General features: G+C 44.0%; 20 protein-coding genes. 14 read left to right on the top strand and 6 right to left on the bottom strand.

From position 1 onward, the window contains the following. Nucleotides 1-58: 58 nt before the first annotated feature. From gyrB to dnaA, 4 genes are read right to left on the bottom strand one after another with little or no spacing between them, the layout of a single operon-like run. Nucleotides 59-2,473 carry a DNA topoisomerase (ATP-hydrolyzing) subunit B gene (gene gyrB / locus PR766_RS15625; protein ID WP_036962507.1) on the bottom strand — a complete coding sequence of 805 codons (2,415 nt, stop codon included), beginning with the start codon at nucleotides 2,471-2,473 and terminating at the stop codon, nucleotides 59-61. 18 nt (nucleotides 2,474-2,491) lie between these two features. Further along, nucleotides 2,492-3,586, bottom strand: coding sequence for a DNA replication/repair protein RecF (gene recF, locus PR766_RS15620; RefSeq protein WP_006660616.1), 1,095 nt, complete (start codon nucleotides 3,584-3,586; stop codon nucleotides 2,492-2,494). A gap of 9 nt (nucleotides 3,587-3,595) precedes the next feature. Then, nucleotides 3,596-4,696 carry a DNA polymerase III subunit beta gene (gene dnaN / locus PR766_RS15615; protein ID WP_006660615.1) on the bottom strand — a complete coding sequence of 367 codons (1,101 nt, stop codon included), beginning with the start codon at nucleotides 4,694-4,696 and terminating at the stop codon, nucleotides 3,596-3,598. A 5-nt stretch (nucleotides 4,697-4,701) separates the two neighbouring features. Beyond that, nucleotides 4,702-6,093 (bottom strand): chromosomal replication initiator protein DnaA, encoded by a 1,392-nt coding sequence (gene dnaA, locus PR766_RS15610; protein ID WP_006663248.1) that lies wholly within the window; start codon nucleotides 6,091-6,093, stop codon nucleotides 4,702-4,704. Nucleotides 6,094-6,896: 803 nt separating this feature from the next. Between dnaA and rpmH the strand changes: the two genes are divergently transcribed. From rpmH to PR766_RS15580, 6 genes are all read left to right on the top strand, one after another. Then, nucleotides 6,897-7,040 carry a 50S ribosomal protein L34 gene (gene rpmH / locus PR766_RS15605; protein WP_004906236.1) on the top strand — a complete coding sequence of 48 codons (144 nt, stop codon included), beginning with the start codon at nucleotides 6,897-6,899 and terminating at the stop codon, nucleotides 7,038-7,040. Between the two features lie 18 nt (nucleotides 7,041-7,058). Continuing rightward, a complete protein-coding gene (gene rnpA, locus PR766_RS15600; RefSeq protein ID WP_006660612.1) occupies nucleotides 7,059-7,418 on the top strand; it encodes a ribonuclease P protein component in 360 nt (119 codons plus the stop codon). Next, nucleotides 7,382-7,642 carry a membrane protein insertion efficiency factor YidD gene (gene yidD, locus PR766_RS15595; RefSeq protein ID WP_006660611.1) on the top strand — a complete coding sequence of 87 codons (261 nt, stop codon included), beginning with the start codon at nucleotides 7,382-7,384 and terminating at the stop codon, nucleotides 7,640-7,642. The genes rnpA and yidD overlap by 37 nt, the downstream gene beginning before the upstream one ends. Before the next feature lie 2 nt (nucleotides 7,643-7,644). Further along, nucleotides 7,645-9,306, top strand: coding sequence for a membrane protein insertase YidC (gene yidC, locus PR766_RS15590; protein WP_154635889.1), 1,662 nt, complete (start codon nucleotides 7,645-7,647; stop codon nucleotides 9,304-9,306). Nucleotides 9,307-9,417: 111 nt separating this feature from the next. Beyond that, nucleotides 9,418-10,782, top strand: a complete 1,365-nt coding sequence (gene mnmE / locus PR766_RS15585) for a tRNA uridine-5-carboxymethylaminomethyl(34) synthesis GTPase MnmE (RefSeq protein ID WP_006660609.1) — start codon at nucleotides 9,418-9,420, stop codon at nucleotides 10,780-10,782. A 246-nt stretch (nucleotides 10,783-11,028) separates the two neighbouring features. Continuing rightward, a complete protein-coding gene (locus PR766_RS15580; protein WP_154635888.1) occupies nucleotides 11,029-12,909 on the top strand; it encodes a trypsin-like serine peptidase in 1,881 nt (626 codons plus the stop codon). Between the two features lie 83 nt (nucleotides 12,910-12,992). On the opposite strand, the gene fdhD is transcribed toward PR766_RS15580, so the two are convergent. Beyond that, on the bottom strand, nucleotides 12,993-13,823 hold the full coding sequence (gene fdhD / locus PR766_RS15575; RefSeq protein WP_154635887.1) for a formate dehydrogenase accessory sulfurtransferase FdhD: 831 nt from the start codon (nucleotides 13,821-13,823) through the stop codon (nucleotides 12,993-12,995). A gap of 175 nt (nucleotides 13,824-13,998) precedes the next feature. Between fdhD and fdnG the strand changes: the two genes are divergently transcribed. The 3 genes from fdnG to fdoI are packed head-to-tail and all read left to right on the top strand — an operon-like array spanning nucleotide 13,999 to nucleotide 18,655. Then, nucleotides 13,999-17,046 carry a formate dehydrogenase-N subunit alpha gene (fdnG, locus tag PR766_RS15570; protein ID WP_080547048.1) on the top strand — a complete coding sequence of 1,016 codons (3,048 nt, stop codon included), beginning with the start codon at nucleotides 13,999-14,001 and terminating at the stop codon, nucleotides 17,044-17,046. A gap of 11 nt (nucleotides 17,047-17,057) precedes the next feature. After that, entirely contained in the window at nucleotides 17,058-18,002 is a 945-nt protein-coding gene (gene fdxH / locus PR766_RS15565; protein ID WP_154635886.1) for a formate dehydrogenase subunit beta, read from the top strand. Next, nucleotides 17,999-18,655 carry a formate dehydrogenase cytochrome b556 subunit gene (fdoI, locus tag PR766_RS15560; RefSeq protein WP_006660603.1) on the top strand — a complete coding sequence of 219 codons (657 nt, stop codon included), beginning with the start codon at nucleotides 17,999-18,001 and terminating at the stop codon, nucleotides 18,653-18,655. Before fdxH ends, fdoI begins: the two co-directional genes overlap by 4 nt. Nucleotides 18,656-18,723: 68 nt before the next feature. Here the strand turns inward: fdoI and PR766_RS15555 are convergent, their stop codons facing one another. Further along, complete coding sequence (locus PR766_RS15555; RefSeq protein WP_154635885.1) at nucleotides 18,724-19,377, bottom strand: YoaK family protein; 654 nt, start codon at nucleotides 19,375-19,377, stop codon at nucleotides 18,724-18,726. A 312-nt stretch (nucleotides 19,378-19,689) separates the two neighbouring features. Here PR766_RS15555 and fdhE point away from each other — a divergent pair, with 312 nt between their 5' ends. From fdhE to PR766_RS15530, 5 genes are all read left to right on the top strand, one after another. After that, a complete protein-coding gene (fdhE, locus tag PR766_RS15550) occupies nucleotides 19,690-20,625 on the top strand; it encodes a formate dehydrogenase accessory protein FdhE (protein ID WP_006663241.1) in 936 nt (311 codons plus the stop codon). 31 nt (nucleotides 20,626-20,656) lie between these two features. After that, nucleotides 20,657-22,048 (top strand): L-seryl-tRNA(Sec) selenium transferase, encoded by a 1,392-nt coding sequence (gene selA / locus PR766_RS15545; protein ID WP_154635884.1) that lies wholly within the window; start codon nucleotides 20,657-20,659, stop codon nucleotides 22,046-22,048. Then, on the top strand, nucleotides 22,045-23,913 hold the full coding sequence (selB, locus tag PR766_RS15540) for a selenocysteine-specific translation elongation factor (RefSeq protein WP_154635883.1): 1,869 nt from the start codon (nucleotides 22,045-22,047) through the stop codon (nucleotides 23,911-23,913). The genes selA and selB overlap by 4 nt, the downstream gene beginning before the upstream one ends. Nucleotides 23,914-23,985: 72 nt before the next feature. Continuing rightward, nucleotides 23,986-25,644, top strand: a complete 1,659-nt coding sequence (locus PR766_RS15535) for an LTA synthase family protein (RefSeq protein WP_154635882.1) — start codon at nucleotides 23,986-23,988, stop codon at nucleotides 25,642-25,644. A 65-nt stretch (nucleotides 25,645-25,709) separates the two neighbouring features. Continuing rightward, nucleotides 25,710-26,714: an NAD-dependent epimerase gene (locus PR766_RS15530; protein ID WP_154635881.1), complete on the top strand. Its 1,005-nt coding sequence runs from the start codon at nucleotides 25,710-25,712 to the stop codon at nucleotides 26,712-26,714. Nucleotides 26,715-26,789 lie beyond the last annotated feature (75 nt).

Below are 26,789 nucleotides of genomic sequence, written 5' to 3'. Positions count from 1 at the left end.
AAAAAAATAACCCTATACCGAAATATAGGGTTATCAAATGAATGAGCCGGTAAGTCGATTAAATATCGATGTTCGCGGCTTTTAAGGCGTTCTCTTCGATAAAGGCACGACGCGGTTCTACGGCATCTCCCATCAATGTGGTGAACAGCTGATCTGTTGCAATTGCATCTTTGATAGTGACACGCATCATACGGCGAGTTTCTGGATTCATGGTGGTTTCCCAAAGTTGTTCTGGGTTCATTTCACCAAGACCTTTATAACGCTGTACGGATAAACCACGACGAGATTCACGGCTTAACCACTCTAATGCTTGCTCGAAGTTGTCGATATTCTGGCGACGTTCACCGCGTTGAATATAAGCTCCTTCCTCGATTAAGCCACTGATTATGTCACCTAACTCGGTGATGCGACGATACTCACTACCATGTACGAAGTCGAAATCGAGGTTGTAGTCGCTATCAACACCGTGGGTACGGATACGAATAGTCGGCTCGAATAGCTGGCGTTCACGGTTTTCATGAATAATATAGCTGTAAGAGCTACCCGCTTGCTCGTTCTCTTCTAAACGCGCCACTAAAGTTTTCGCCCATTCTTCAACTTGGGCGCTATCTTTCAGTGCGTCTTCAGTCAGTGTGGATTGATACACTAAGCTGTTCAGCAGCGCTTGTGGATATAAACGCTCAAGACGGCGAATAATACGGTGCGCTGCATTGTATTCAACAACCAGTTTTTCCAGTTGTTCGCCTTTCATGGCTGGGGCTTCCGCACTTAAATGTAACTCAGCACCGTCCAGTGCGATAGAGATCAGATAGTCATCCATCGCTTCATCATCTTTAATGTATTGCTCTTGCTTACCGCGTTTCACTTTATACAGTGGCGGCTGAGCAATAAAGATATGACCACGTTCAACGATTTCTGGCATTTGACGGTAGAAGAAAGTTAACAGCAATGTACGAATGTGCGAACCATCGACGTCAGCATCCGTCATGATGATGATGCTGTGATAACGCAGTTTATCTGGGTTGTATTCATCACGACCAATACCACAGCCTAATGCGGTGATCAGTGTCGCAACTTCTTGGGAAGAGAGCATTTTGTCGAAACGCGCTTTTTCCACGTTCAGGATTTTACCTTTCAGTGGCAAAATAGCTTGGTTCTTACGGTTACGGCCTTGTTTTGCAGAGCCGCCCGCAGAGTCCCCTTCCACTAAGTACAGTTCAGATAATGCAGGGTCACGTTCTTGGCAGTCAGCGAGTTTACCTGGCAAACCTGCTAAATCTAACGCGCCTTTACGGCGAGTCATTTCACGGGCTTTACGTGCAGCTTCACGGGCACGTGCAGCATCAATGATTTTGCCAACAACGATTTTGGCGTCGTTTGGATTCTCTAATAAATACTCAACCAATTTTTCATTCATTAAGGTTTCGACAGCTGTTTTCACTTCGGAAGAAACCAGTTTTTCTTTAGTTTGAGAAGAGAATTTAGGATCTGGCACTTTTACAGAAATAACGGCAATCAAGCCTTCACGAGCATCATCACCCGTTGCACTGACTTTCGTTTTTTTCTGATAGCCTTCTTTTTCCATGTAGTTATTCAGGGTACGGGTCATCGCGGCACGGAAGCCCGCTAAGTGGGTACCTCCATCACGCTGAGGAATGTTGTTGGTGAAGCAGTAAACATTCTCTTGGAAACCGTCGTTCCACTGCATGGAAACTTCCACGCCAATCCCGTCTTTCTCAGTAGAGAAATAAAATACGGATGGGTGAATTGGGGTTTTATTACGGCTCAGATACTCAACAAAGGCTTTGATCCCACCTTCATAGTGGAAATGGTCTTCTTTGCCATCTCGTTTATCAATTAAACGGATTGAAACGCCTGAGTTCAGGAATGAAAGTTCACGTAAGCGTTTTGCCAGAATATCGTATTCGAATTCAGTCACACCTTTGAAGGTGTCCATGCTTGGCCAGAAACGTACACGAGTCCCTGTTTGGTCTGTTTCTCCAACAACTGTTAGAGGACCTTGTGGCTCGCCGTGTTTGTATATTTGTTCGTGAACTTTACCGTCACGGCGGATTACTAATTCAAGTTTTTCGGATAAGGCGTTAACCACTGAAACACCCACACCGTGCAGACCACCGGAGACTTTGTAGGAGTTGTCGTCAAATTTACCGCCGGCGTGCAGAACGGTCATGATGACTTCTGCGGCAGAAACACCTTCTTCTTCGTGGATGCCCGTTGGGATACCACGCCCATCATCTTGTACAGAGACGGAGTTGTCGGCATGGATAGTGATGACGATATCGTCACAGAAACCAGCTAAGGCTTCATCGATAGCGTTATCCACAACCTCGAAGACCATGTGATGAAGACCTGTTCCATCGTCGGTATCACCGATATACATGCCCGGGCGCTTACGCACCGCATCCAGTCCTTTTAATACCTTGATACTTGAGGAGTCATATGTATTCGACATCAACGTTTCCTGCTCTTTCTATTCCTGAGGTTGAACTTCTATTTTGCCTTGCTCTACACTAAACATTTTACTGTTGGCATCAATCATATCATTGACTTGCGCCGGTGTAATAGCACTTACAAACACTTGTGCTTGCGTAGCTTTGAGTCGAGCCGCTAATAATTGCCGGCGACCAGAATCCAGTTCTGAAGCAAAATCATCCAGTAGATACAGGCATTGTTGCCCGCTCTGTTGGGTGAAATATTCACCCTGCGCTAACCTGAGTGCACACATTAATAATTTCAGTTGACCACGAGAGAGCATATCTTCAACGGGAATGCCGTTAGCTCGAATTCGCAGATCAGCTTTATGTGGACCTGATGAGGTGTAGGTCAACGCTCTATCGCGCTCAAACTGCCGCTCTAACTGTTCTGAATAATCAATTTCTTTGTCCCAACCACGTTGGAAAGAGACCGAAAGTGAGAATTCGGGTAAAAACTGTTTACAGGTTTGCTCAATATTTTCTGCAATACCTGCAATATACTCGCCGCGCCATTGGCTAATTTGTTCGGAAATTGGGGCGAGTTGCTGATCCCAATGGCGAATTTGCTCATAACGAGTTACTTGCCGTAAAGCCGCATTTCGCTGCTTTAACAAACGTTTTAAGTCCGACCATGTAGAAAAGAATAGGGCTTCATTATGAAAACATCCCCAATCTATAAACGCGCGTCGGTATTTTGGACCACCATTTAGTAGGGTAAACCCTTCAGGGGTAATAAGCTGCATTGGCAAGAGTTTTGCCAGTTCTGCAATTTTATGCCCGTCGGTGCCATCAATTCTTACTTTACTATCACCTTCGCGATTCTTACTTAAACCGAGTGATAGTACTTTGCGTTCGGTATCTGGGTGTCCCAGTTTACCATGTAGAATAAATTGTTCTTGGTCATGACGAATAACGCGATTCGCCTGAATGCTGCGAAAGGCTCGTCCATGTCCAAGTGTATAAATTGCTTCCAGTATACTGGTTTTGCCACTCCCATTAGGACCAATTAAAAAATTGAACCCAGTTGCAAGGGAGAGATCGGCGTCTTCTATATTACGAAAATCGCGGATCAATAAACGCGAAAGGATCATACTGACTGCTTACAAGCGCATAGGCATAACAACATACACGGCGGAGCGACTTGCAGAGTCTTCAATTTGTACACTAGAAACGGCATCCGTTAAAAACAGTGTGACATTTTCGCTTTTCAGGGCATTCAAGACGTCGAGGATGTAACTGACGTTAAAGCCAATTTCCATTTCTCCGCCTTGGTAATTAACATCAACAATTTCTTCCGCTTCTTCCTGTTCAGGGTTATTCGCAGTGATACGTAGCTGGTTTTCACTGAAGAATAAACGTACGCCGCGGAACTTTTCGTTAGATAAAATCGCCGCTCGTGAGAAAGCTTGTTTGAGTAAATCACAGCGTGCTTCTAAGGTTTTATCTGGATTCTTAGGTAGAACTCGGCGGTAGTCAGGGAAACGACCATCGACTAATTTAGAGGTAAAGATAAAGTCGCCAACATGAGCGCGAATATTGTTGCTACCAATTTGTAGCTGCAATAAGGCATCGCCACCATCTAACAGACGCATCAATTCCATGACGCCTTTACGTGGCACGATGACAGAATGTGATGGTAGTTCTTGACCAATATCCATAGAGCAAACCGCAAGGCGGTGCCCATCGGTGGAAACGGTTCTGAGCATATTTCCTTCAGTTTCAAACAGCATGCCGTTGAGGTAATAACGGACATCTTGGTGTGCCATTGAAAACTGCGTTGCTTCAATTAAACGTTTCAGTATGGATTGAGGCAGAGAAAACTCAACTTCACTTTGCCAATCATCTAAATTCGGGAAGTCCGCCGCAGGTAAGGTGGATAATGAGAAGCGGCTGCGCCCAGAACGTACAAGCAGTCGGTCATCATTAAGTTCGACTTGGATTTCAGAACCTTCCGGTAAGCCACGCCAAATATCAAAAAATTTGCGCGCTGGTACCGTGGTTGCACCAATTTCATGCTCACGGGTAAGCGGAACATTGGCCATCATCTCCATTTCTAGGTCGGTACCCGTAAGTTGCAGGGCACCTTCTTTTACGTGAAGTAAAAGGTTTCCTAAAATAGGCAGCGTTGGACGCCCACCTAATGGACCACTCACCTGTTGTAACGGTTTTAATAACTGCTCGCGTTCGATAATAAATTTCATAGCAATTAAGATGATAATGTTCTGATTAGATTTGAAAAATCTTCTTTGATGTCATGGCTTTCTTCTCGTAATTGTTCAATTTTACGACAAGCGTGCAACACCGTGGTGTGGTCACGACCGCCAAAAGCATCCCCGATTTCAGGTAAACTATGATTTGTCAGCTCTTTCGCCAGTGCCATTGCCATCTGACGCGGTCGAGCGACAGAACGAGAACGACGTTTAGAAAGTAAATCAGCGACTTTGATCTTATAATACTCAGCAACAGTTTTTTGAATATTATCAATAGTTACCAGCTTTTCCTGCAGTGCTAATAAGTCACGTAATGCTTCTCGAACGAAGTCGATAGTGATAGCTCGACCTGTAAAATTCGCATTAGCAATAACACGGTTTAACGCACCTTCTAACTCACGTACATTCGAACGTAAGCGTTTTGCGATGAAAAATGCCACTTCACCGGGCAGTTGGATTTCGTTTTCATCGGCTTTTTTCATCAAAATGGCAACACGAGTTTCTAATTCTGGGGGTTCAATTGCAACCGTCAGACCCCAGCCGAAACGAGACTTCAAACGATCTTCCACTCCGTTGATTTCTTTTGGATAACGGTCGGAAGTCAAAATAATTTGTTGATTGCCTTCAAGCAGGGCGTTGAATGTATGGAAAAACTCTTCTTGTGAACGCTCTTTGTTAGCAAAAAACTGAATATCATCAATAAGTAATGCATCAACAGAACGGTAATAACGTTTGAATTCTTCAATGGCGTTATTCTGCAATGCTTTGACCATATCTTGAACAAATCGTTCAGAATGCATATAGACTACGCGGGCATTGGCCTTATGCTGCATAATGCTGTTACCGACAGCGTGTAATAAGTGCGTTTTACCTAAACCTGTTCCACCATAAAGGAATAATGGGTTATAAGCTCCGCCAGGATTTTCTGCCACTTGCCTCGCCGCAGCGCGAGCTAGTTGGTTTGATTTACCTTCTACGAAGTTATCAAACGTGTGTTTCGGGTTCACATTTGAACGGTATGACACGTCGGGTTGAACTTTGGCTGAATTGTCCCAGCTAGGCTTTACAGGTGCAGATGGCGCGGCGAATGCAGGCATTTCATTATGCGTGCGTACTTGAGGACTCACCGGCGCAGCCATCATCGGTTTGTTGCCTACTTCAAAGTGTAGAGCAGGGGCATCAGAACCGCAAAAGTCATTCAATAATTCATTGATATTATTGATGTATTTATCTCTCACCCAATCAAGGACGAAACGATTCGGGGCATAAAGTGCCAGTGTATTATCGTTTAATTCAGCTTGAAGAGGGCGTATCCACATACTGAATTCTGTGGCAGGTAGTTCATCCTGCAATCGGGCAAGACATTGCTGCCAAAGCGAAAGTGACACGTTGGACTCCCCTAACAAGGTCAATGAAACAAGAATTACGGATTTCGTTAAGAATTTTTTACTGGTAACTATTCCATTAGTCACTTTTCGTGGTCACTAAGAGAATAGGGGGCCAGAGAAGGTGTTTGACTAACTTTTACTCACCATATCTATCCACAACATATTCCTGATCCTCTGATCAGAAATAGACCTGCGATCATACCGCAAAATTCACCTAAGATCTCCATTCTTTTACACAGTTTTTATGCTTTTTATCCACAGGCAAATGTGATAAGGCGGCTTTGATAGGGGAGAATTTTGCTGGATGATCGCGGGCAACGACAAATTTTCCACATGTCTGGGGATAACTTTAGCCTATATATAGAAATTATCCCTCAAGATCAAAAAATATTTTCGGATCCCGCTAAGATCCTTGCGCTTTAGGGAGGAGTCCGTATAATCTTCCTCCCTGTGTACACTGCGAATGTCACTTTTTATGACGAATTTAAGCAGATGGGTTTTATGGGTAACGTCAATAAACGCTTGAGTTAATTGGTGGTTACATCGTGAGACTTGCTTAAAAGACAGTATAAATTGAGTTCCATACGCAGCTTGTCACGGCACATATCGGCAAACCGGTCAGCCAGGTTTAAATAAAAAGTGGTTTGATTACGTCATTTTATTGACGTGACCCCCTATGTTTTATTACAATCCTGCCTCTTTCTATATTGTTGCGATAGAGGCACAGGTGTAAATCAGTTTCCACTGGTTGCCAACGCGTTTACTGAATCAGTAATAAATTTTAAAGTTAGGTAGAAATCGTTATGAAACGCACTTTTCAACCGTCCGTACTGAAGCGCAACCGTTCACACGGTTTCCGTGCTCGTATGGCCACTAAAAATGGTCGTCAGGTTCTGGCTCGCCGTCGTGCTAAAGGCCGCGCTCGTCTGACCGTTTCATCTAAGTAATAAAGCTAGCCCTCTATAGTGGTTACGCTCGCTTTTACCCGGGAGTTACGTTTGTTAACTCCCAGGCATTTCGACAATGTCTTCAAGCAGCCGCAGAGGGCGAGTTCCCCAGAGATAACAATCCTTGGTCGCCTTAACGAGCTGGGGCATCCCCGCATCGGTCTTACCATCGCCAAAAAAAATGTTAAACGTGCTCATGAGCGTAATCGTATCAAGCGATTAGCCCGTGAATATTTTCGTTTGCATCAACATGAGTTGCCTTCAATGGACTTTGTGGTTCTGGTTCGCAGAGGGGTAGCCGATCTCGACAATCAACAGATTACGGAATCATTGGATAAGTTATGGCGTCGTCACCGTCGCTTGGCTCAAAAGTCCTGATCATGCTGATCAGAGGTTACCAACTGGCTATTAGTCCGTTGTTAGGACCTCGTTGTCGTTTCAATCCCACATGCTCTAATTACGGAATTGAGGCATTGCGCAGGTTTGGTATGCTAAAAGGTAGTTGGTTAACTGCCAAACGCGTATTAAAATGCCACCCTTTACACGCTGGTGGAGATGATCCTGTCCCACCTAGAAAAACTGATGATAATAGAGAATTATAACGATGGATTCCCAACGCAATCTTCTACTCATCGCTTTGTTGTTCGTGTCGTTCTTAGTTTGGCAGGCTTGGGAGAGCGATAAAGTTGCTCAGGAAACCAAGGCTGTTCAAGTTTCGCAGCAAAAGACGGACATGCCGAGCAGTGCAAGCAATGATGGTCAAGCGGTCACAGGTAGTGAACAAGGTAAGCTTATTGCCGTTAAAACCGATGTACTTGATATTCGTATCAATACTCGTGGTGGTGATATCGATGAGGCTGATCTGTTAGCCTATCCAGCAACCCTGAATTCACCAAACCCATTCCGTTTATTGGAAACCACACCAGGTTTTGTTTATCAGGCACAAAGTGGTCTGATCGGTCCTCATGGTCCAGACAACCCAGCGAATAACAATGGTCAACGCCCTCTTTATACTTCAGATGCAGCAAGCTTTGAGTTAAAAGATGGTCAAGACGAATTACGTATCCCGATGTCCTTCACCGATAATAACGGTGTGGTTTATCAGAAGACGTACATTCTGAAGCGTGGCAAATACACTGTTGATGTTGAATACAACATTCAAAACCCAACTGCGCAGCCTTTAACGCTTGCGTTCTTCGGTCAATTAAAGCAAACCATCGCTTTACCTGAACAACGTGACACTGGCAGCAGCAACTTTGCTCTGCATACCTACCGTGGTGCAGCTTACTCTTCTGATGAAAATAACTATAAAAAATATAGTTTCAGTGACATCGAAGATAAAAACTTAAGCCTGACAACCAAAGGTGGTTGGGTCGCCATGCTGCAACAATACTTTGCAACTGCGTGGATCCCAGCTTCTTCTGAGCAAAGCACTTTCTACACCATTGATCTCGATAAGAAATCAGCCATCGTTGGTTATAAGAGTGAACCTCTGACCATCGCATCAAATGGTGCTGCGACCTACTCTTCTACACTGTGGATTGGTCCTGAAATTCAGTCAGAAATGGCGGAAGTTGCTCCTCATTTAGACTTAACCGTAGATTATGGTTGGTTATGGTTTATCTCTCAACCGCTGTTCAAACTGTTGAAATTCATTCACGGTTTCGTCGGTAACTGGGGTATTGCCATCATCGTTATCACCTTTATCGTCCGTGGTATCATGTACCCGCTGACCAAAGCGCAGTACACCTCAATGGCGAAAATGCGTTTACTGCAACCAAAACTGGCTGCAATGCGTGAGCGTATTGGTGACGATAAACAACGTATGAGCCAAGAAATGATGGCGCTGTACAAATCAGAAAAAGTAAACCCACTGGGTGGTTGTTTACCGTTGCTGATTCAAATGCCAATCTTCCTTGCGTTGTACTACATGTTGATGGGTTCTGTTGAACTACGCCATGCACCGTTCTTTGGTTGGATTCAAGACTTGTCTGCACAAGACCCGTACTACATCCTGCCAGTTCTGATGGGTGTGACGATGTTCGTGATTCAGAAGATGTCACCAACAACTGTGACTGACCCAATGCAGCAGAAGATCATGATGTACATGCCAGTCGTGTTTACCGTGTTCTTCTTATGGTTCCCATCCGGTCTGGTTCTGTACTATATCGTGAGCAACTTAGTCACTATTATCCAGCAGCAAGTTATTTATCGTGGTCTGGAAAAACGTGGCTTACATAGCCGTGATAAGAAAGAGAAGAAATAATCTAAATTCTTATCGAGTTTAGAGGGCTTCACAAAGCCAGATTCTATAGTAACATTGAGGCGATCCATTTAGGGTCGCCTCAATTTTTTTAGTCATAGACAGAGAAACATCATGCAAATCAACGATACTATCGTCGCACAGGCAACCGCACCCGGTCGTGGTGGGGTTGGAATTTTACGTGTATCCGGTCCACAGGCAGCTTTGGTTGCTGAAACAGTGCTCGGAAAATTGCCAAAGCCGCGTTATGCCGATTATCTGCCATTTCGTGATGCTGATGGCTCTGTTCTTGACCAAGGGATTGCGATTTATTTCCCGGGACCTAACTCTTTTACCGGGGAAGATGTCCTTGAACTACAAGGGCATGGCGGTCCTGTTATCCTCGATTTATTACTCAGACGAATTCTGACGATTGCCAATATCCGTATTGCCAATCCGGGGGAATTTTCTGAGCGTGCATTTTTAAATGACAAACTCGATTTGGCGCAAGCTGAAGCAATTGCCGACCTGATTGATGCGAGTTCAGAACAAGCGGCGCGTTCCGCAATGAACTCTTTGCAAGGTGCTTTTTCATCCCATATTCATCAGCTAGTGGAAGCACTCACTCACTTGCGCATCTATGTGGAAGCTGCGATTGACTTTCCTGATGAAGAAATTGATTTCCTATCTGACGGTAAAATTGAAGCCAAATTGAATGAAGTTGTGGCGGATTTAGACCAAGTTCGTTCTCAAGCCCGTCAAGGTAGCCTGTTACGTGAAGGCATGAAAGTGGTGATTGCAGGGCGTCCAAATGCCGGGAAATCTAGCTTATTGAATGCATTAGCGGGTCGCGAAGCGGCCATCGTGACGGATATTGCAGGCACCACGCGTGATGTACTGCGCGAACATATTCATATTGATGGTATGCCTCTGCATATTATTGATACCGCGGGCTTGCGTGAGGCTAGCGACGAAGTAGAGCGTATCGGTATTGAACGCGCTTGGAAAGAGATTGAGCAAGCTGACCGCGTATTATTTATGGTGGACAGCACCACCACGGACGCGACTGAGCCACAAGAAATTTGGCCAGAATTTATGGCTCGCTTGCCAGAAACGTTGCCTGTTACGGTCATTCGTAATAAAGCCGATAAAACAGGCGAGTCAGTGGAGTTTGTCGCCGATGCTCGTTACCCATTGATCCGCTTATCTGCCCGTGAAGAAAAAGGCATTGATTTGCTGCGTGATCACCTCAAAGAGACCATGGGCTTCAATAGCAATACAGAAGGTGGGTTCCTTGCTCGTCGTCGCCACTTGCAAGCGTTGAATAATGCGGCAACCCATTTAGCTCAAGGCTATGACCAGTTAGTGAATGCTCGCTCCGGTGAGCTGCTGGCTGAAGAATTACGCTTAGCTCAGCAAGAACTGAGCGAAATTACGGGTGAATTTACCTCTGATGATTTGTTAGGGCGTATTTTCTCGAGTTTCTGTATTGGTAAGTGATTAAGTGAAATAAAAACAAAAACCATTTTCCCAGAGTTGGGAAAATGGTGGTTATCTCTTCATAGAATACAGAAAATCCTGCCTACTATTGAAAATTTATTCTTTTTAATATTTCTCATCGCAATTAAATTATAAAAACTAATACTAATTTTTATGCTCTTTAACGTAATCGATTTTAAATATAATAAAAACGATCTTTACAGATAAAACAGTTTTTATTCGATTCTAAAATAGAAAGGATTTAAAGTGGATACATATCAAGATTATATTTCTAATGAAAGAGTTAATATTAGTATTATTAAAGAAAATAATAAAAGTCGAGTTCATGCACTCTATGTTGAACGAGAGAATTCATCATTTTTAAATCTTATTTTTTCAAATATAAATTTACCATCCAACGCATTTGTGGAGTTTGAATATGGTGAAAATATATTACAGAGAGAATTTTTCCATAATGTTGATGAGCCAGCTATTTTTATTCCAGGTCAATCGGTAAATATTCGTGTTATTTTACCTAAAGCATCTTATTTAGGTCATGACTATTCATTGACGTTAAGTCATGTTTTACATGATAGTAATCCAAAGGTCATTATTGGCGAAGATGAGCGAAAACCCTATATTTGTTATGAAGGGACTCAAATTGCGGCGCATGGGCTGTCGTGTGCGGCAGCGAAAGTTGGCGGTCGAGCATCTTGTTCACTTATCGGGAATAAAAACCATCTACTGACGAACAACCATGTTGTCGAAAGCGACCCAGATTTAGAGAATGGTGAAATTTGGTTTAACTGGTTTAATGAATCTTGTGATTCGACATCCCCAGCGACTGAGCCTGTGCGCTTAAAGCCGGGAAAAGTATTAAAACATGGTGTTAGCATTGGTGATTATGATTATGCACTGTTTACACTGGATAGTTTTGACTATGTTTATTCCAATGTAAAAGCACTGTTTGGTGGGTTAGCATTAAGTCAAAATAACCCTGTAGAAGGGGATAAAATTTATATACCTCAATATGGTGACGGTGGATTACGACCAATGCATATTGGCGATATCAAAGATGGCGAATATGCTGAAATATTAACCGTCATTAATGATGGGAAAAAAATAACCTACAATGCAGACTCTCAAGGTGGCTCATCTGGTTCTCCGGTTATTTCACGAGAAACACATGAAGTTGTCGGACTGCATTGGGGGGGAAGTAATGTCAATGTGGGAGTTTCAGCTCAAAACTTGAATGCAGAAATAGGCAGTTTAATTGAAAATAGTAATATACCGGTAATTGGATTAGGTAATGTATTATCAACTAATTTAGAATTAACGCCAATTAACGCCTCTGAAAAAACAATTCCAATATCATTAGGTTCTGATAGTTATATTGAGTTTTTTGATACCGTTAAAATAAAGAATGAAGAAAATTACTCTTTATTAACTGTTGGAGCTATTAATTTAATCACACAGAAAATATTTCCAATTACCTTTAAAGCCAGCTTAGTCAGTGGGGAATATCAAACTCATCTTGAGGATAAAAAAGTGACTGGTGACGTTACTTTGAAAATATTTGATATTGATCTTAAAGAAAATGGCGTAATAAAATCTTGGATTGTATTTAAAATATTAAATGGTACGAAGAATATCAAAAATCACGTTACTCGCGTTATTTTTGATAACTATGACCCTTACGATGCACCTTTTGAAATAGAGAGCGCGGACGTTTTAAACTTAAGTGTTAATCACGATCAAAAAAATTGTGTTGATTATCAGATAAAAGAGCGTGATGACCATGGATTTGTTGCGTTATATCGTCATGAAGGCCCCACATTCTTGGTTTTGTATGAAACTGCATATTCTAAAGTCAGGGCATTATTAAAGACCGAATCGGGTGACGAGATATTCGTGAATCTTCGAGGATGGCGTGAAACGGACGGCTCCTCAGCTTCAATGAATACGGCAAAAACGAGCGCATCGTCGAATAAATACGCCAAGCTTATATTAGAGTACCTCCCTGAAGATAATCCATATCTAGAATTAAAACAGGAGGTTTATGAAGGAATTATTCCATTACAGGCACGCTCATGGGATGGAGAGGCAAGTAAAAATATTTTAGTGAAAGTGTCGTTGGTTTCTGCATAAGAGAAACACCATCGAACAGTGCATTTATGGGTGCGAAAAAGTGAAACTATCTTTTTAATTTCTTTATAGTTTCACGTTTGGATTCAATCCCTCACCCGGCTCGGATGGGTAAACACCGTCGCTTTACCTTGGCGGCAAAAACCCACTAGCGTTAAATTGGCCTTCTCGGCGACTTCAATCGCCAATGACGTTGCCGCAGAAACCGCAAACAGAATTTCCGCACCACAGCTTGCGGCTTTTTGTACCATCTCATAACTTGCACGGCTAGACACCAAAATAGCGCCTTGCTGCCAGTCAGAGCGGCTTTTCATTCCCAGTAGCTTATCCAACGCCACATGGCGACCCACATCTTCGCATCCTCCAACGAGATGGCCTTCAGGAGAAATCCAAGCAGCAGCATGAGTACAACCGGTTAATGCACCAATTTCTTGAACTGTCTTCAATTCTTGCAGGGCATTATCGAGGTAAGATAAGGAAAATGTTTGAGTGAATGGCAGCGGAGTGAGAGGTTTGAAAATCTCGTCGAGTTGTTCTGTGCCACAAATACCACAACCAGTTCGCCCTGTAAGATTACGTCGACGCTCTTTGAGCGCCATAAAGCGGCGGCTCGATAGCTCGATATGCACCTCAATACCTCGATGACAGCCTTGAACAATATCAATTCCGCGAATTTCATCACGGGATTGTATAATCCCTTCTGATAATGAAAACCCGACAGCAAAATCATCCAGATCTTTTGGTGTCGCCATCATTACCACATGGGATATACCGTTATAGACGAGCGCGATAGGGATTTCTTCTGCAACGAAATCATTAACCAGTGAACCGAGGTTATTTTTTTGTTGCACAGTTGTAGGGTGAACACCGATCATTTTAGATAATCTAGAGTTATTTGTAGTATTTGTTTCATACATTAGATGAATTCCTATCACTAATGATACATAATATTCGATATGGGTAAAAAGAATTTACACCATTTATCAGGCAATGAACCTGAATACGTAAGGAAGACGTTGAATAAGAACAGTTTACCTCAAACTTGGTGATGAAGTTAGGTAAACATGAGCAATGTATATGAGGAGATCCCCCATGCAAGTCAGCAGAAGGCAGTTCTTTAAGATCTGCGCTGGCGGTATGGCAGGTACAACGGCAGCGGCGCTGGGTTTTGCTCCAGCAACTGCATTAGCCTCTACACGCCAGTATAAATTATTGCGTGCTAAAGAGACTCGAAATACCTGTACCTACTGTTCTGTCGGCTGTGGGCTGTTAATGTACAGCCTCGGTGATGGCGCGAAAAATGCGAAAGAAAGCATTTTTCATATCGAAGGGGACCCGGATCATCCGGTAAACCGTGGTGCACTTTGTCCTAAAGGTGCAGGATTAATCGACTTTATCCACAGTGAAAGTCGACTCAAATATCCAGAAGTTCGCGAACCAGGCACTAACGAGTGGAAACGCATCACTTGGGACGACGCGTTTGACCGCATCGCCAAGTTAATGAAAGAAGACCGTGATGCAAACTTCGTTAAACAGAATAAAGATGGTGTGACGGTCAACCGTTGGTTAACCACCGGTATGCTGTGTGCATCAGCGGCAAGTAACGAAACAGGTTTTGTCACCCAAAAATTTAGTCGCGCCCTCGGCATGCTTGCCGTGGATAACCAAGCGCGTGTCTGACACGGACCAACGGTAGCAAGTCTTGCTCCAACATTTGGTCGCGGTGCGATGACCAACCACTGGGTTGATATTAAAAACGCAAACCTAGTCGTTGTTATGGGTGGTAATGCGGCAGAAGCGCATCCAGTTGGTTTCCGCTGGGCGATGGAAGCAAAAATCCATAACAAAGCCAAATTAATCGTAATCGATCCTCGCTTTACCCGTACTGCGGCTGTGGCGGATTTTTACACGCCTATTCGTTCAGGTACTGATATTGCCTTCCTGTCAGGTGTTATTAAATACTTGCTGGATAACGAAAAAATTCAACGTGAATATGTTGAGGCGTACACTAACGCTAGCTTAGTTATCCGTGAAGATTTCGGTTTTGATGACGGTCTGTTCACAGGCTATGACGCTGAAAAACGTCAATACGATAAAACGACGTGGAACTATGAGATGGATGAGAACGGCTTAGCGCTGCGCGATCCAACTCTGAAAAACCCGCGTTGTGTTCTGAACTTACTGAAAGAACACGTTAGCCGTTATACCCCAGAAGTGGTTAACAACATCTGTGGTACGCCAATCAAAGACTTCTTACAAGTCTGCGAATACATTGCAGAAACGAGCGCGAAAGACAAAACAGCGTCCTTCTTATACGCGCTGGGTTGGACCCAACACACCATCGGTGCGCAAAATATTCGTACCATGGCGATGATCCAGTTACTGCTGGGTAACATGGGTATGTTAGGTGGTGGTGTTAACGCATTGCGTGGACACTCAAACATCCAAGGTCTGACTGACTTAGGTCTGTTATCACAGAGCTTACCGGGCTACCTGACGTTACCATCAGAAAAACAAACGACCTTAGAAAGCTATTTAGCAGCGAACACGCCGAAAGCAACCGTTGCTGGGCAAGTGAACTATTGGGGTAACTACCCTAAATTCTTCGTTAGCTTAATGAAGACTTTCTATGGTGATAAAGCGCAGAAAGAGAATGACTGGGGCTTCGACCTGTTACCTAAGTGGGATCAGGGATACGATGTTTTACGTTATTTCGACATGATGGATAAAGGTGAAGTGAATGGCTATATCTGCCAAGGCTTTAACCCATTAGCCTCATTCCCGAATAAGAACAAAGTCTCGAAATCACTTTCTAAGCTGAAATTCTTAGTGACTATCGATCCGCTGAATACAGAAACTGCAAACTTCTGGCAAAACCACGGCGAAATGAACGATGTGAAACCGGAAGAAATTCAAACAACCGTGTTCCGTCTGCCATCTTGCTGCTTCGCTGAAGAGAACGGTTCGATTGTAAACTCCGCGCGTTGGTTACAGTGGCACTGGAAAGGTGCGGACGCCCCAGGTGAAGCTATCAGTGATGGCGAAATCCTGTCGGGTATTTATCATCGTCTACGCCAAATGTACGCAGCTGAAGGCGGCGCGGCACCTGAGCAGGTTCTGAGCATGACGTGGGACTACCTTGACCGCGATAACCCAACGCCGGAAGAAGTGGCTCAAGAAAGTAACGGCTATGCGTTAGAAGACCTGAAAGATGCTGATGGCAATGTGATTGTGAAAAAAGGCGAACTGCTTAGCTCGTTTGCTCAATTACGTGATGACGGTACTACAGCCAGTGGTTGCTGGATCTTCTCTGGTAGCTGGACGCCGAAAGGTAACCAAATGGCTAACCGTGATAACTCCGACCCAACGGGTCTGGGTAATACATTAGGTTGGGCATGGGCATGGCCACTGAACCGCCGCGTTATTTATAACCGTGCATCCGCTGACCCAATGGGTAAACCGTGGGATCCTAAGCGTCAAATCCTTGAGTGGAATGGTAGCAAGTGGGTAGGTATGGATATTCCTGACTACAGCACTGCGGCACCAGGAAGTGGTGTAGGTCCATTTATCATGCAGCCAGAAGGTATGGGTCGTTTATTTGCGCTGGATAAAATGGCAGAAGGTCCGTTCCCTGAGCACTACGAACCAATCGAAACGCCGTTAGATACTAACCCACTGCATCCAAATGTGGTTTCAAACCCTGCTGCTCGTGTGTTTAAAGACGACTGGGCACAGATGGGTAAAGCGACAGAGTTCCCATATGTGGGCACGACTTACCGCTTAACTGAACACTTCCACTATTGGACTAAGCATGCGTTGTTAAATGCCATTATCCAACCTCAACAGTTCATTGAAATTGGTGAACGTTTAGCGAAAGAGAAAGGCATCGAGCAAGGTGATACGGTTAAGGTGAGTTCTAAGCGGGGTTACATCAAAGCGAAAGCGGTTGTCACCAAACGAATTAAAACCCTACAGGTGGATGGAAAAGACATCGATACCATCGGTATTCCAATTCACTGGGGCTTTGAAGGTTTAGCGGTGAAAGGCTTTCTTGCGAATACGCTGACACCTTATGTTGGTGATGCGAATACTCAGACGCCGGAATTTAAATCATTCCTTGTCAATGTGGAAAAGGTGTAAGGAGATAAATTATGTCAATGCAATCACAGGACATTATTCGTCGCTCTGCCACCAATTCCCTGACTCCCGCACCTCAGGTGCGGGACTATAAGGAAGAAGTTGCAAAGCTGATTGACGTCACAACCTGTATCGGCTGTAAAGCGTGTCAGGTTGCGTGTTCCGAATGGAACGATATCCGTGACAAAATCGGGGCTAACGTTGGGGTGTATGACAACCCAACGGATTTAACCGCGAAGTCATGGACGGTTATGCGCTTCTCTGAAGTTGAAGAGAACGATAAATTTGAGTGGCTGATCCGTAAAGATGGCTGTATGCACTGTGCTGACCCGGGCTGTCTGAAGGCATGTCCATCAGAAGGCGCTATCGTCCAGTACAAAAACGGTATCGTGGATTTCCAATCTGAACACTGTATCGGTTGTGGTTACTGTATCGCGGGTTGCCCGTTCAACGTGCCACGCATCAACAAGGAAGACAACCGTGCTTACAAATGTACGCTGTGTGTTGACCGTGTTGAAGTCGGTCAAGAGCCAGCGTGTGTGAAAACATGTCCAACAGGAGCCATTCACTTTGGTTCGAAGGAAGATATGATTGGCATGGCTGGTGAGCGTGTTGAAGAGCTGAAAACGCGTGGTTATGCAAATGCAGGTTTATACGATCCGCAAGGTGTGGGTGGTACGCACGTTATGTACGTATTGCATCACGCGGATAAGCCGCAGTTGTATCATGGGTTACCTGAAAATCCGACCATCAGTCCAACAGTCACCTTCTGGAAAGGTATCTGGAAACCGATGGCAGCGGTAGGTTTTGCTGCAACATTTGCGGCGGCGATTTTCCACTATGTGGGAATTGGTCCAAACCGCGTCTCCAAGAAAGATGAAGAAGAGGCTCTAGAAGATTTGCATGATGCAATGTCATCTGACACTTCGAAATCAAAAGAAGGGGAGGATCAGAAATGATGCCAGATGATAACGACAAAATTATTCGCCACAAACCGATTGAAAGGATCAATCACTGGGCGGTTGTGATTTGCTTTCTGTTCACTGCCATCAGCGGGTTGGGCTTTTTCTTCCCATCCTTGAACTGGTTTATGAACATTTTAGGTACTCCACAGCTGTCTCGAATTTTGCATCCATTCGTGGGTACGGCGATGTTCCTGCTGTTCGTGTTTATGTTCTTCCGTTATTTTCACCATAACTTCATCAATAAAGATGATATCAAGTGGGCGAAAAATATCGGTAAAGTCCTGAAAAACGAAGAAGCTGGTGATGTAGGACAATACAACCTTGGTCAAAAAGGGGTGTATTGGGTCGTCACTATCTGCTTGTTGGCACTGGTTGTGAGTGGCGTGATTATGTGGCGTCCATTCTTTGCGGATTACTTCCCAATTCCAGTGTATCGCGCAGCGATTATTATTCACTCGCTGTCAGCTATTGGCTTGATCCTGATGATTATCGTTCACGCTTATGCAGCAATCTGGGTCAAAGGCTCAGTACGTGCGATGGTTGAAGGTTGGGTAACACGTGGTTGGGCGAGAAAGCACCACCCGCGTTGGTATCGTGAGCTGGTTGCTAAAGAGAAACAGCAGAAAGAGCAGCAAGAGAAAAACTAAGGGTTTTATCTCTCCCTATTAAGCCCACAACAGAGTTGTGGGCTTTTTTTATAGTGAAAAAGGGTTAGTTAATCACGGATTGTAAAGCTATAAATTAGTGTACATCCCAAGAGAAGTAATACCACAGAGAATCCGACGTACTGGTAATGAACGGATAACACCCCGCCGGCTAAGCCACCCGCAATAAACGAGAGTACCGCAAACAGTAAGACTTTTTTGCTACTGTCACCGGAGACGTTTTTCAAAAAGGCATTAATGCAGGATGTAGTCATACCCGTCACATAGGTTGAATGGATCCCGACAGTTCCCGCCTTATTAAAGTAACCATTCTGAATCCCCATTGATAAGCTAATGAGTAAAATGGCTAAGTCTGGGGAATATAGTGGCTGAATGAAAAAGTAAACAATAAAAACACTGCTAAAAATTATAAATACCAGACCTAGGACAAAGCGGTATAACACAATTGCGCTATGCTTGAGCCTAACCCACGAACCCAAAAATGTTCCTGCAAAAAATCCTAATATGGAGATTGCAGAGAGGAGTAGCATACCAATATTCATTTTGGCGAGGTAAATCATACTTAGAATGCTATTTCCCGTCAGATGACCGGTAAAAACTTCAAATATGACAAATGAACAGGCATCGACAAATCCGCCAATAAAGGCAAGCAATAAAAAGAAAGGTGTGTGAGACTTCGCTTCGAAGTTAAATAATGACGTCATATTGTCACCTTATGTGCGGAGAAAGTGTATACCATTATATGCGGCAATCTAATCAACATCATGGAAATAACGGTATTTATATCAAATAAAAACACCCTAATATGAATTTGTTATTCCCTCATATAAATAAGGGTTAATGACGGTGAATATTCGAGGGCTAGAGTAGCCTATCAGTGACTTTTGTTTTATCCTGACGGGTACAACGGCAAGACTTGCTGGTTAATCGAATATTTTCTTAGAGGCTTGCGGGGAAATGCGAATAGGCAATTTCTCGGAGTAAGTTGTTATAAAAAATATAAAAGAGAGAGAGCAATGGGTATTCGTATCGTCCCGAAAGAAGAATTAGGTCAAGAAAGATTAAAAGAGAAAGGCATCGGTTTTATTCCGCCTGTTTTATTCCCGAATTTAAAAAACCTTTACCAACGTCGTGCTGAAAGATTGAAAGAATTAGGCATTGGTGAGCATCCTTTTGCAGATTATCTGAACTTCGCCGCTGAAGTGGCAACAGCGCAAAATAATGCTCAACATGACAATCCATTAGAGATGGACATGGAAGCGGTTTTGGCTCGTGCAACGGCAACAAATACGCCACCATTAGATGCAAAAACGTTCCCTCGCACGGCACATTGGCACAAATTACTGACTTCAATCATTGCTGAATTGATGCCGATCGTACCGGATTCTGTACGTACTGCCCTTGAAAACTTAGAAAAAGCATCTGAAGCTGAACTCGAAGAGATGGCAACTGCGTTATTAAACGAACAGTTCGAAAAAGTCCCTGCGGATAAATCGATGTTTATCTGGGCGGCATTGTCTGTGTATTGGGCGCAGATGGCAGCAAATATTCCAGGTAAAGCGCGAGCTGAACATGGCGACCATCGTCATTTTTGCCCTGTATGCAACAGCATGCCAGTATCGAGCATTGTTCAAATTGGTACAACTCAAGGCTTACGTTATCTGCACTGCACGTTGTGTGAAACAGAGTGGCACATGGTCCGTGTGAAATGCAGTAACTGCGAACAAACTCGCGATCTGAACTACTGGTCACTCGATGATGAAAATGCAGCAGTGAAGGCAGAAAGCTGTGGTGACTGCGGCAGTTACTTGAAAGTGCTATATCAAGAAAAAGAAGCGAAAGTGGAAGCCGTGGCAGATGATTTAGCCTCGATCATTTTAGATGCACGTATGGAAGAAGAAGGTTTTGCCCGTAGCAGCATTAACCCATTCTTATTCCCCGGCGAAAAATAACCGTTAGCAGCACAGTAAGAGAAGAGTGACTATGGCTGAATCAAATGCCGCGCTATATCGTCAACTGCCAGCCATCGACAAGCTTTTGCAATTCGATGAAGCGCAAATGTTGGTGGAAAAATCGGGTTTGCATTGGGTAACCGAATGTTTACGAGAAATGCAGGAACAAGCTCGAACGTCTATTGCGCAGGAAGGGTGTTTACCAGATTGGCACCAGGATTGGTTAGCAGAGCTGTCTGTTCGCCATGATAGGCTGCAACAAAGCGCATTAAGAAACGTCTACAATTTGACGGGGACAGTGTTGCACACCAATTTAGGGCGTGCAGTTATGTCCAATGCTGCGATTCATGCGGTTTCGCAAGTCATGAGTTCACCCGTTACCTTAGAATACTCTCTCGATGGCGCAATGCGCGGGCATCGTGACCGTGCTCTTGCTGACTTACTGTGTCAACTTACTGGTGCTGAAGATGCCTGTATTGTGAACAACAATGCGGCGGCTGTTTTACTGTTATTAGCGACGGTTGCCCCGCAGCGTGAGGTCATTGTTTCCCGTGGTGAGCTGGTGGAAATTGGGGGCGCATTCCGTGTCCCTGATGTGATGGCTCAAGCGGGATGCAAGTTAGTCGAGGTCGGTACGACTAACCGAACGCATTTACGGGATTATGAAAATGCGATTAATGACCAAACTGGGTTATTAATGAAAGTGCATACCAGTAACTACAGTATTGAAGGTTTTACTGCGGAAGTCGAAGGGGAAGCGCTGGCGGAATTAGGGCAAAAATACCAATTACCGACAGCGATTGATTTAGGCAGTGGTTCCATGATTGATATGACTGCCTATGGGCTGCCTGCCGAGCCAATGCCCCAAGCGTATTTATCTCAAGGCATTGATTTGGTTTCCATCTCTGGAGACAAACTACTAGGAGGTCCTCAGGCGGGGATCATTCTTGGTAAGAAAAAATGGATTGATGCCATTCAAAAACACCCATTAAAACGCGCACTTCGCGTGGATAAAATGGTACTGGCAGCATTAGAAGCGACTCTGAAGCTCTATTTGACTCCGGAAAAATTAACTGCTGAACTTCCAACATTGCGCTGGTTAACGCGTTCTCAAGATACTATCAAACAGAGTGCCGACAATATTTTAGTGAAGCTACAAGCGTATTATGGCGACCGTTTTTTCGTGGAAGCGGAACCGTGTTTGTCGCAGATTGGTAGTGGTTCACTGCCCGTAGACCGATTACCGAGCTACGCCATTACGTTTGCTCCCCTTGATGGGAAAGGCGGTGGCTTAGAACGTCTTGCTAGCGATTGGCGTCAATTACCTCAACCCGTGATTGGTCGTTTAAAAGATGGCAAATTATGGTTAGACCTACGCTGTCTTGATGATGAACACGGATTAGTACAGGCTTTATTGTCATGATTTTTGCGACTGCGGGTCATGTTGACCATGGTAAAACATCCTTAATTCAAGCGCTGACAGGCGTTAATACGGCGCATTTGCCGGAAGAAAAAAAACGGGGAATGACCATTGATCTTGGCTATGCTTATTGGCCTCAGTCAGATGGGGGTTCAATCGGTTTTATTGACGTTCCTGGGCATGAAAAATTCCTCGCTAACATGCTGGCGGGTATTGGTGGTATTAACCACGCACTGTTAGTGGTCGCCTGTGATGATGGGGTGATGGCTCAAACCCTTGAGCATCTCGCTATTTTACGTCTTGCGGGTTGCCAAGCTATTACGGTTGTTTTAACTAAAGCCGATCGTGTTGATGCGCATCGCGTGGATGAAGTCACTCAGCAAGTTCAATCAGAGCTGCGCCGCCAAGGTTGGTTAAATGCTCCCCTCTTTATCACGTCAGCCAGTACAGGATTAGGTATTGATGAACTGCGCCAATACCTACAACAGCTGCATCAACAACAAGATGCTGATATCGATTTGCAACGACGTTTTCGTTTAGCGATTGACCGTATTTTCCATGTGAAAGGCGCGGGGATTGTGGTAACGGGAACGGCGCTGGCAGGTAAAGTGAGTGTAGGTGAGTCTTTATGGGTCACGGGGGCAGATACCCCAGTGCGTATTCGTGGGATCCATCGCCAAAACCAAATGGCCGAATTTGCGCAAGCAGGAGACCGTGTTGCACTTAACTTAACCGGGAATATCGATAAAGAGTCGATCACCCGCGGTGATTGGCTACTTGCAGAACAGCCTGCTTTTATTGCATCTCGTGTGATTGTGGAGCTTGCGTGTGATGCTCCAATCAAGCATTGGCAGCCAGTACACCTTTATCATGGTGCTAGCCATATCACAGGGCGAGTCTCTTTGCTCACAGAAGCGGGCGAAACGCCGATGTTGGCTGAGTTGATTCTAGATACACCGCTGTGGCTGGTGGATAACGATCGCTTAATTATCCGTGATATCAGTGCACGACAAACGCTGGCGGGCGCTCGAGTTATCCGCTTAGTCTCTCCGCGTCGTGGTAAAAGACAGCCTGAATTTCTTGATTGGTTATCCCGCCTGTGTACAACGAATGATGAGCTTACACAGCTGAACTTACAGTTACCCAGCGGTGAGCTAAACTTAAACAACTACGGTTGGGCGCGTCAGCTGACTCAATTCGCATTAAATTCGCTACTGGAACAAGTGGCGATTGTGCGTGTCGGGGATGTGGTGCTGTCTGAGTTTAAAGCGCAGGTTGCCAAAGATAAGCTTATCCAATCCCTTGAAAACTTTAATGAAGTTCATAGCGATCAGATTGGCGTTGGTAAAGCGCGTTTAAAACGCATGGCATTACCCACGATGGAAGAAAACTTGGTCTTCAAACTGATTAACGATTTGATTGCCGAGGGAACCATAAAACAGACTCGTGGTTGGCTGCATATGCCGCAACATGGGTTAGTGTTTGATGCGAAACAACAAGAGATTTGGCGACAGGTGGAAGGGCTATTTTCTCATCCTGAAGCACGTTGGGTTCGCGATATTGCAGCAGAAACAGGTCATGATGAAGACACGATTCGCCGCGTTTTGAAAAAAGCAGCGCAAATGGGACTCATCATTGCGATTGTGAGAGACAGATACTATAGCAGTGAACAAATTCGTCAATTTGCGCAGATTATTTTGCGCTATTGTACTGAGCATGAGGTGATTTTTGCCGCTGATTTTCGTAATGAGCTCGGTATTGGGCGTAAGCTCGCCATCCAAATTTTAGAGTTTTTTGACAAGAGTGGTTTCACTCGACGTAAAGAGGATGGGCACTATTTACGAGACAAAGGCATTTTCGTTGAATAAATTGTCGTGTTATCGTCGTTATAATGTTGGCTGTTTTATTAACCCTGATATTTTTTGAATTGTGGAAATCAAATGAATAAAAAACTGATTGCGAGTATTTATCTGGCGCTGATTTTTATTGGCTCGCTATTTTTAGTCTTTGAAAAAAGCGGCGTTATCTACCCAGGTCTGATTTCCATTTGTGTCTATGCTGTCATTTTTGGTGTCCTATTTACGCTAACAGCTCGCTGGCTTTTCTCTGCAATTATTACAAGCACCCTGTTTATTATCATCAAAATGTTTAATCAGTTGAAAGTGCACTATTACAAAGAGCAACTTTTCTTCACGGACATTAATTTGATGACAGATACCTCTAACTTAGGGACATTAGGTCACTATTGGTTGGCGGGTGTGGCGGTACTTGGGTTATTTATTCTGCTTATCATCAACGGTGTGATCAGCTGGCGTTTGTCCACACCCTGCAAGCGATGGATATCCCGCGTGGTAAGTGTGCTCATGATCGTTGTAGGGTATTTCGGGGCAGATTGGGCAAGTACGCATTACTTCGATAAATGGTCACAAACCTTACCTAAAGGGCGTGGTACAGTCACTAACTTGGTCATGTCTGCGCAGAATGCAAAATATAAATCACCGCATTTTGTTGGTGATTCCAGCTATTTCGAACAAAAAGCCGCGAATATTTCTCTTGCGAATAACGCGCAAACCGAAAAGCCTGACATTGTATTGCTATTACAAGAATCTACCGTTAACCCAACAGTTTACGATTTACCTGCGGGAACTAAATTGCCAGAGTTATTTATGTTCCAGCAAGATGCTAATTTGGTTGCACATAGTCCGATGCGTGTACAAACCTTTGGCGGTGGTACGTGGTTATCCGAGTTTTCGGCATTAACTGGATTAAATAGCGATGATTTTGGTGCACAAAAAAGTGGCGTGTTCTATTTTGTCGTCGACCATTTAAATAACAGCTTATTTAAAGAGATGAAAGCTAACGGCTATTATACGGTCGTACTGACGCCGTTTAATAAAGGGGCTTATCACTCGGGTCATGCATATGAAACCTTGGGAGTTGACCGAATTATTCAACCACAGGAGTTGGGTTACCCAGGTAAGTTGCAAGATAATTTATGGACGATCAGCACGGAAGATATGCTGAAGTATGTGAAAGAAATTTTGGCACAAGAAACCGATAAACCGGTCTTTATTTTCTCTTTAACCATGTATGAACACGGACCTTATAAAGAGGGACACAGTGATGATTATGGGATTAAAGATAAACTTGATAATAAAGATTCAGCCGGTGAGTTTAGTCACTATATGGAAAAAATTGTCCACTCAGATGATGCTATTCGTGATTTTGTTGCGTTTATGGAAAAACGTCAACGTCCACTTATGTTCCTCTATTTTGGGGATCATCAACCGGGTATCAGTTTAAATAAATACCAGTCTCCATTCTCTTCACCTGCGTATACAACGCAGTTCACCTTACGAGATAATCTGAAATCAGGAACTTCAATAAAGTCGGGTGAATTAACAGATATTTCATTCTTAGGTGGAATGTTATTGGAACGTGCAAACCTCAAAGTATCGCCGTTTTATGAAGCCAATATTAAGATGCGCCATTTGTGCGACGGTAAACTAAATGACTGTGAAGACAAGCAGCTACTCGATGGTTATCGCCACTATGTTTATCATGTGCTAGGTGTTGCCAATAAAGATGAGGCTAAGTAGTTTATCTCTAATTAATGCTAGAATATTGATAAACCATCATTTAATAACGAAAGAAGATAACAAATATGAAATATTTGGTCACGGGAAGTGCTGGATTTATTGGTTTTAGATTGTGCCAAAGACTGTTGGAAAATGGGCATGAAGTTGTTGGTATCGACAATATGAACGCTTATTACGATCAGGGTTTGAAACAGTCTCGCCTGCATCATATTCTTGAACAATATCCGCAGTTCCGCTTTATTCCTCTTGATATCACAGACCGTGAAAAAGTGTTGGTGCTGTGTACTCAAGAGAATTTTGACCGCGTTATCCATCTTGCAGCACAGGCAGGGGTACGTTACTCATTACAAAACCCCTTTGCTTATGCAGACAGTAATCTGAATGGACACTTGGCGATTTTAGAAGGTTGCCGCCAAGCGAAAGTGAAGCATTTAGTGTATGCCTCTTCAAGTTCCGTGTATGGCGTGACAGATAAAATGCCATTTACGACTGACATGCCAACCGATCACCCTGTTTCATTGTATGCGGCAACCAAAAAAGCCAATGAGCTGATGGCGCACTCTTATTCTCATCTTTATCAGCTGCCGACAACGGGTTTACGCTTCTTCACTGTGTATGGTCCGTGGGGGCGCCCAGATATGGCGCTGTTTAAATTCACCAAGGCTATCTTAGCGGGTGAGCCTATTGATGTTTATAATAACGGCGATCTGAGCCGCGATTTCACGTTCATTGATGATATTGTTGAAGGTGTTATTCGTATTTCAGATATAATCCCGCAAGCAGATCCGCAAAATCATTCAGATTCGCCAGCGCAAAGTAGCGCCCCTTACCGCATTTATAATATTGGTAAAGGACAACCCGTGAAGCTGATCGATTTTATTTCGGCATTGGAAAAGGCATTAGGCAAAGAGGCCATTAAGAACTTCTTACCGATGCAAGCGGGTGATGTTTACACGACATGGGCAGACACCGAAGACTTATTTAATGTCACCGATTATCGCCCAAAAGTTTCTATTGAGCAGGGTGTTCAGGCGTTTGTTGACTGGTATAAATCGTATTACCACCGTTAATACTGACCATCAATACTATTTATCATCAATATCATCTACCACCTGAAATATCCGCAGAAGGATTTGAGAGGCAAG

The organism is Providencia sp. PROV208 (assembly GCF_028479465.1).
GTDB lineage: Bacteria > Pseudomonadota > Gammaproteobacteria > Enterobacterales > Enterobacteriaceae > Providencia > Providencia alcalifaciens.
This window is presented reverse-complemented; position numbering and strand designations above follow the sequence as displayed.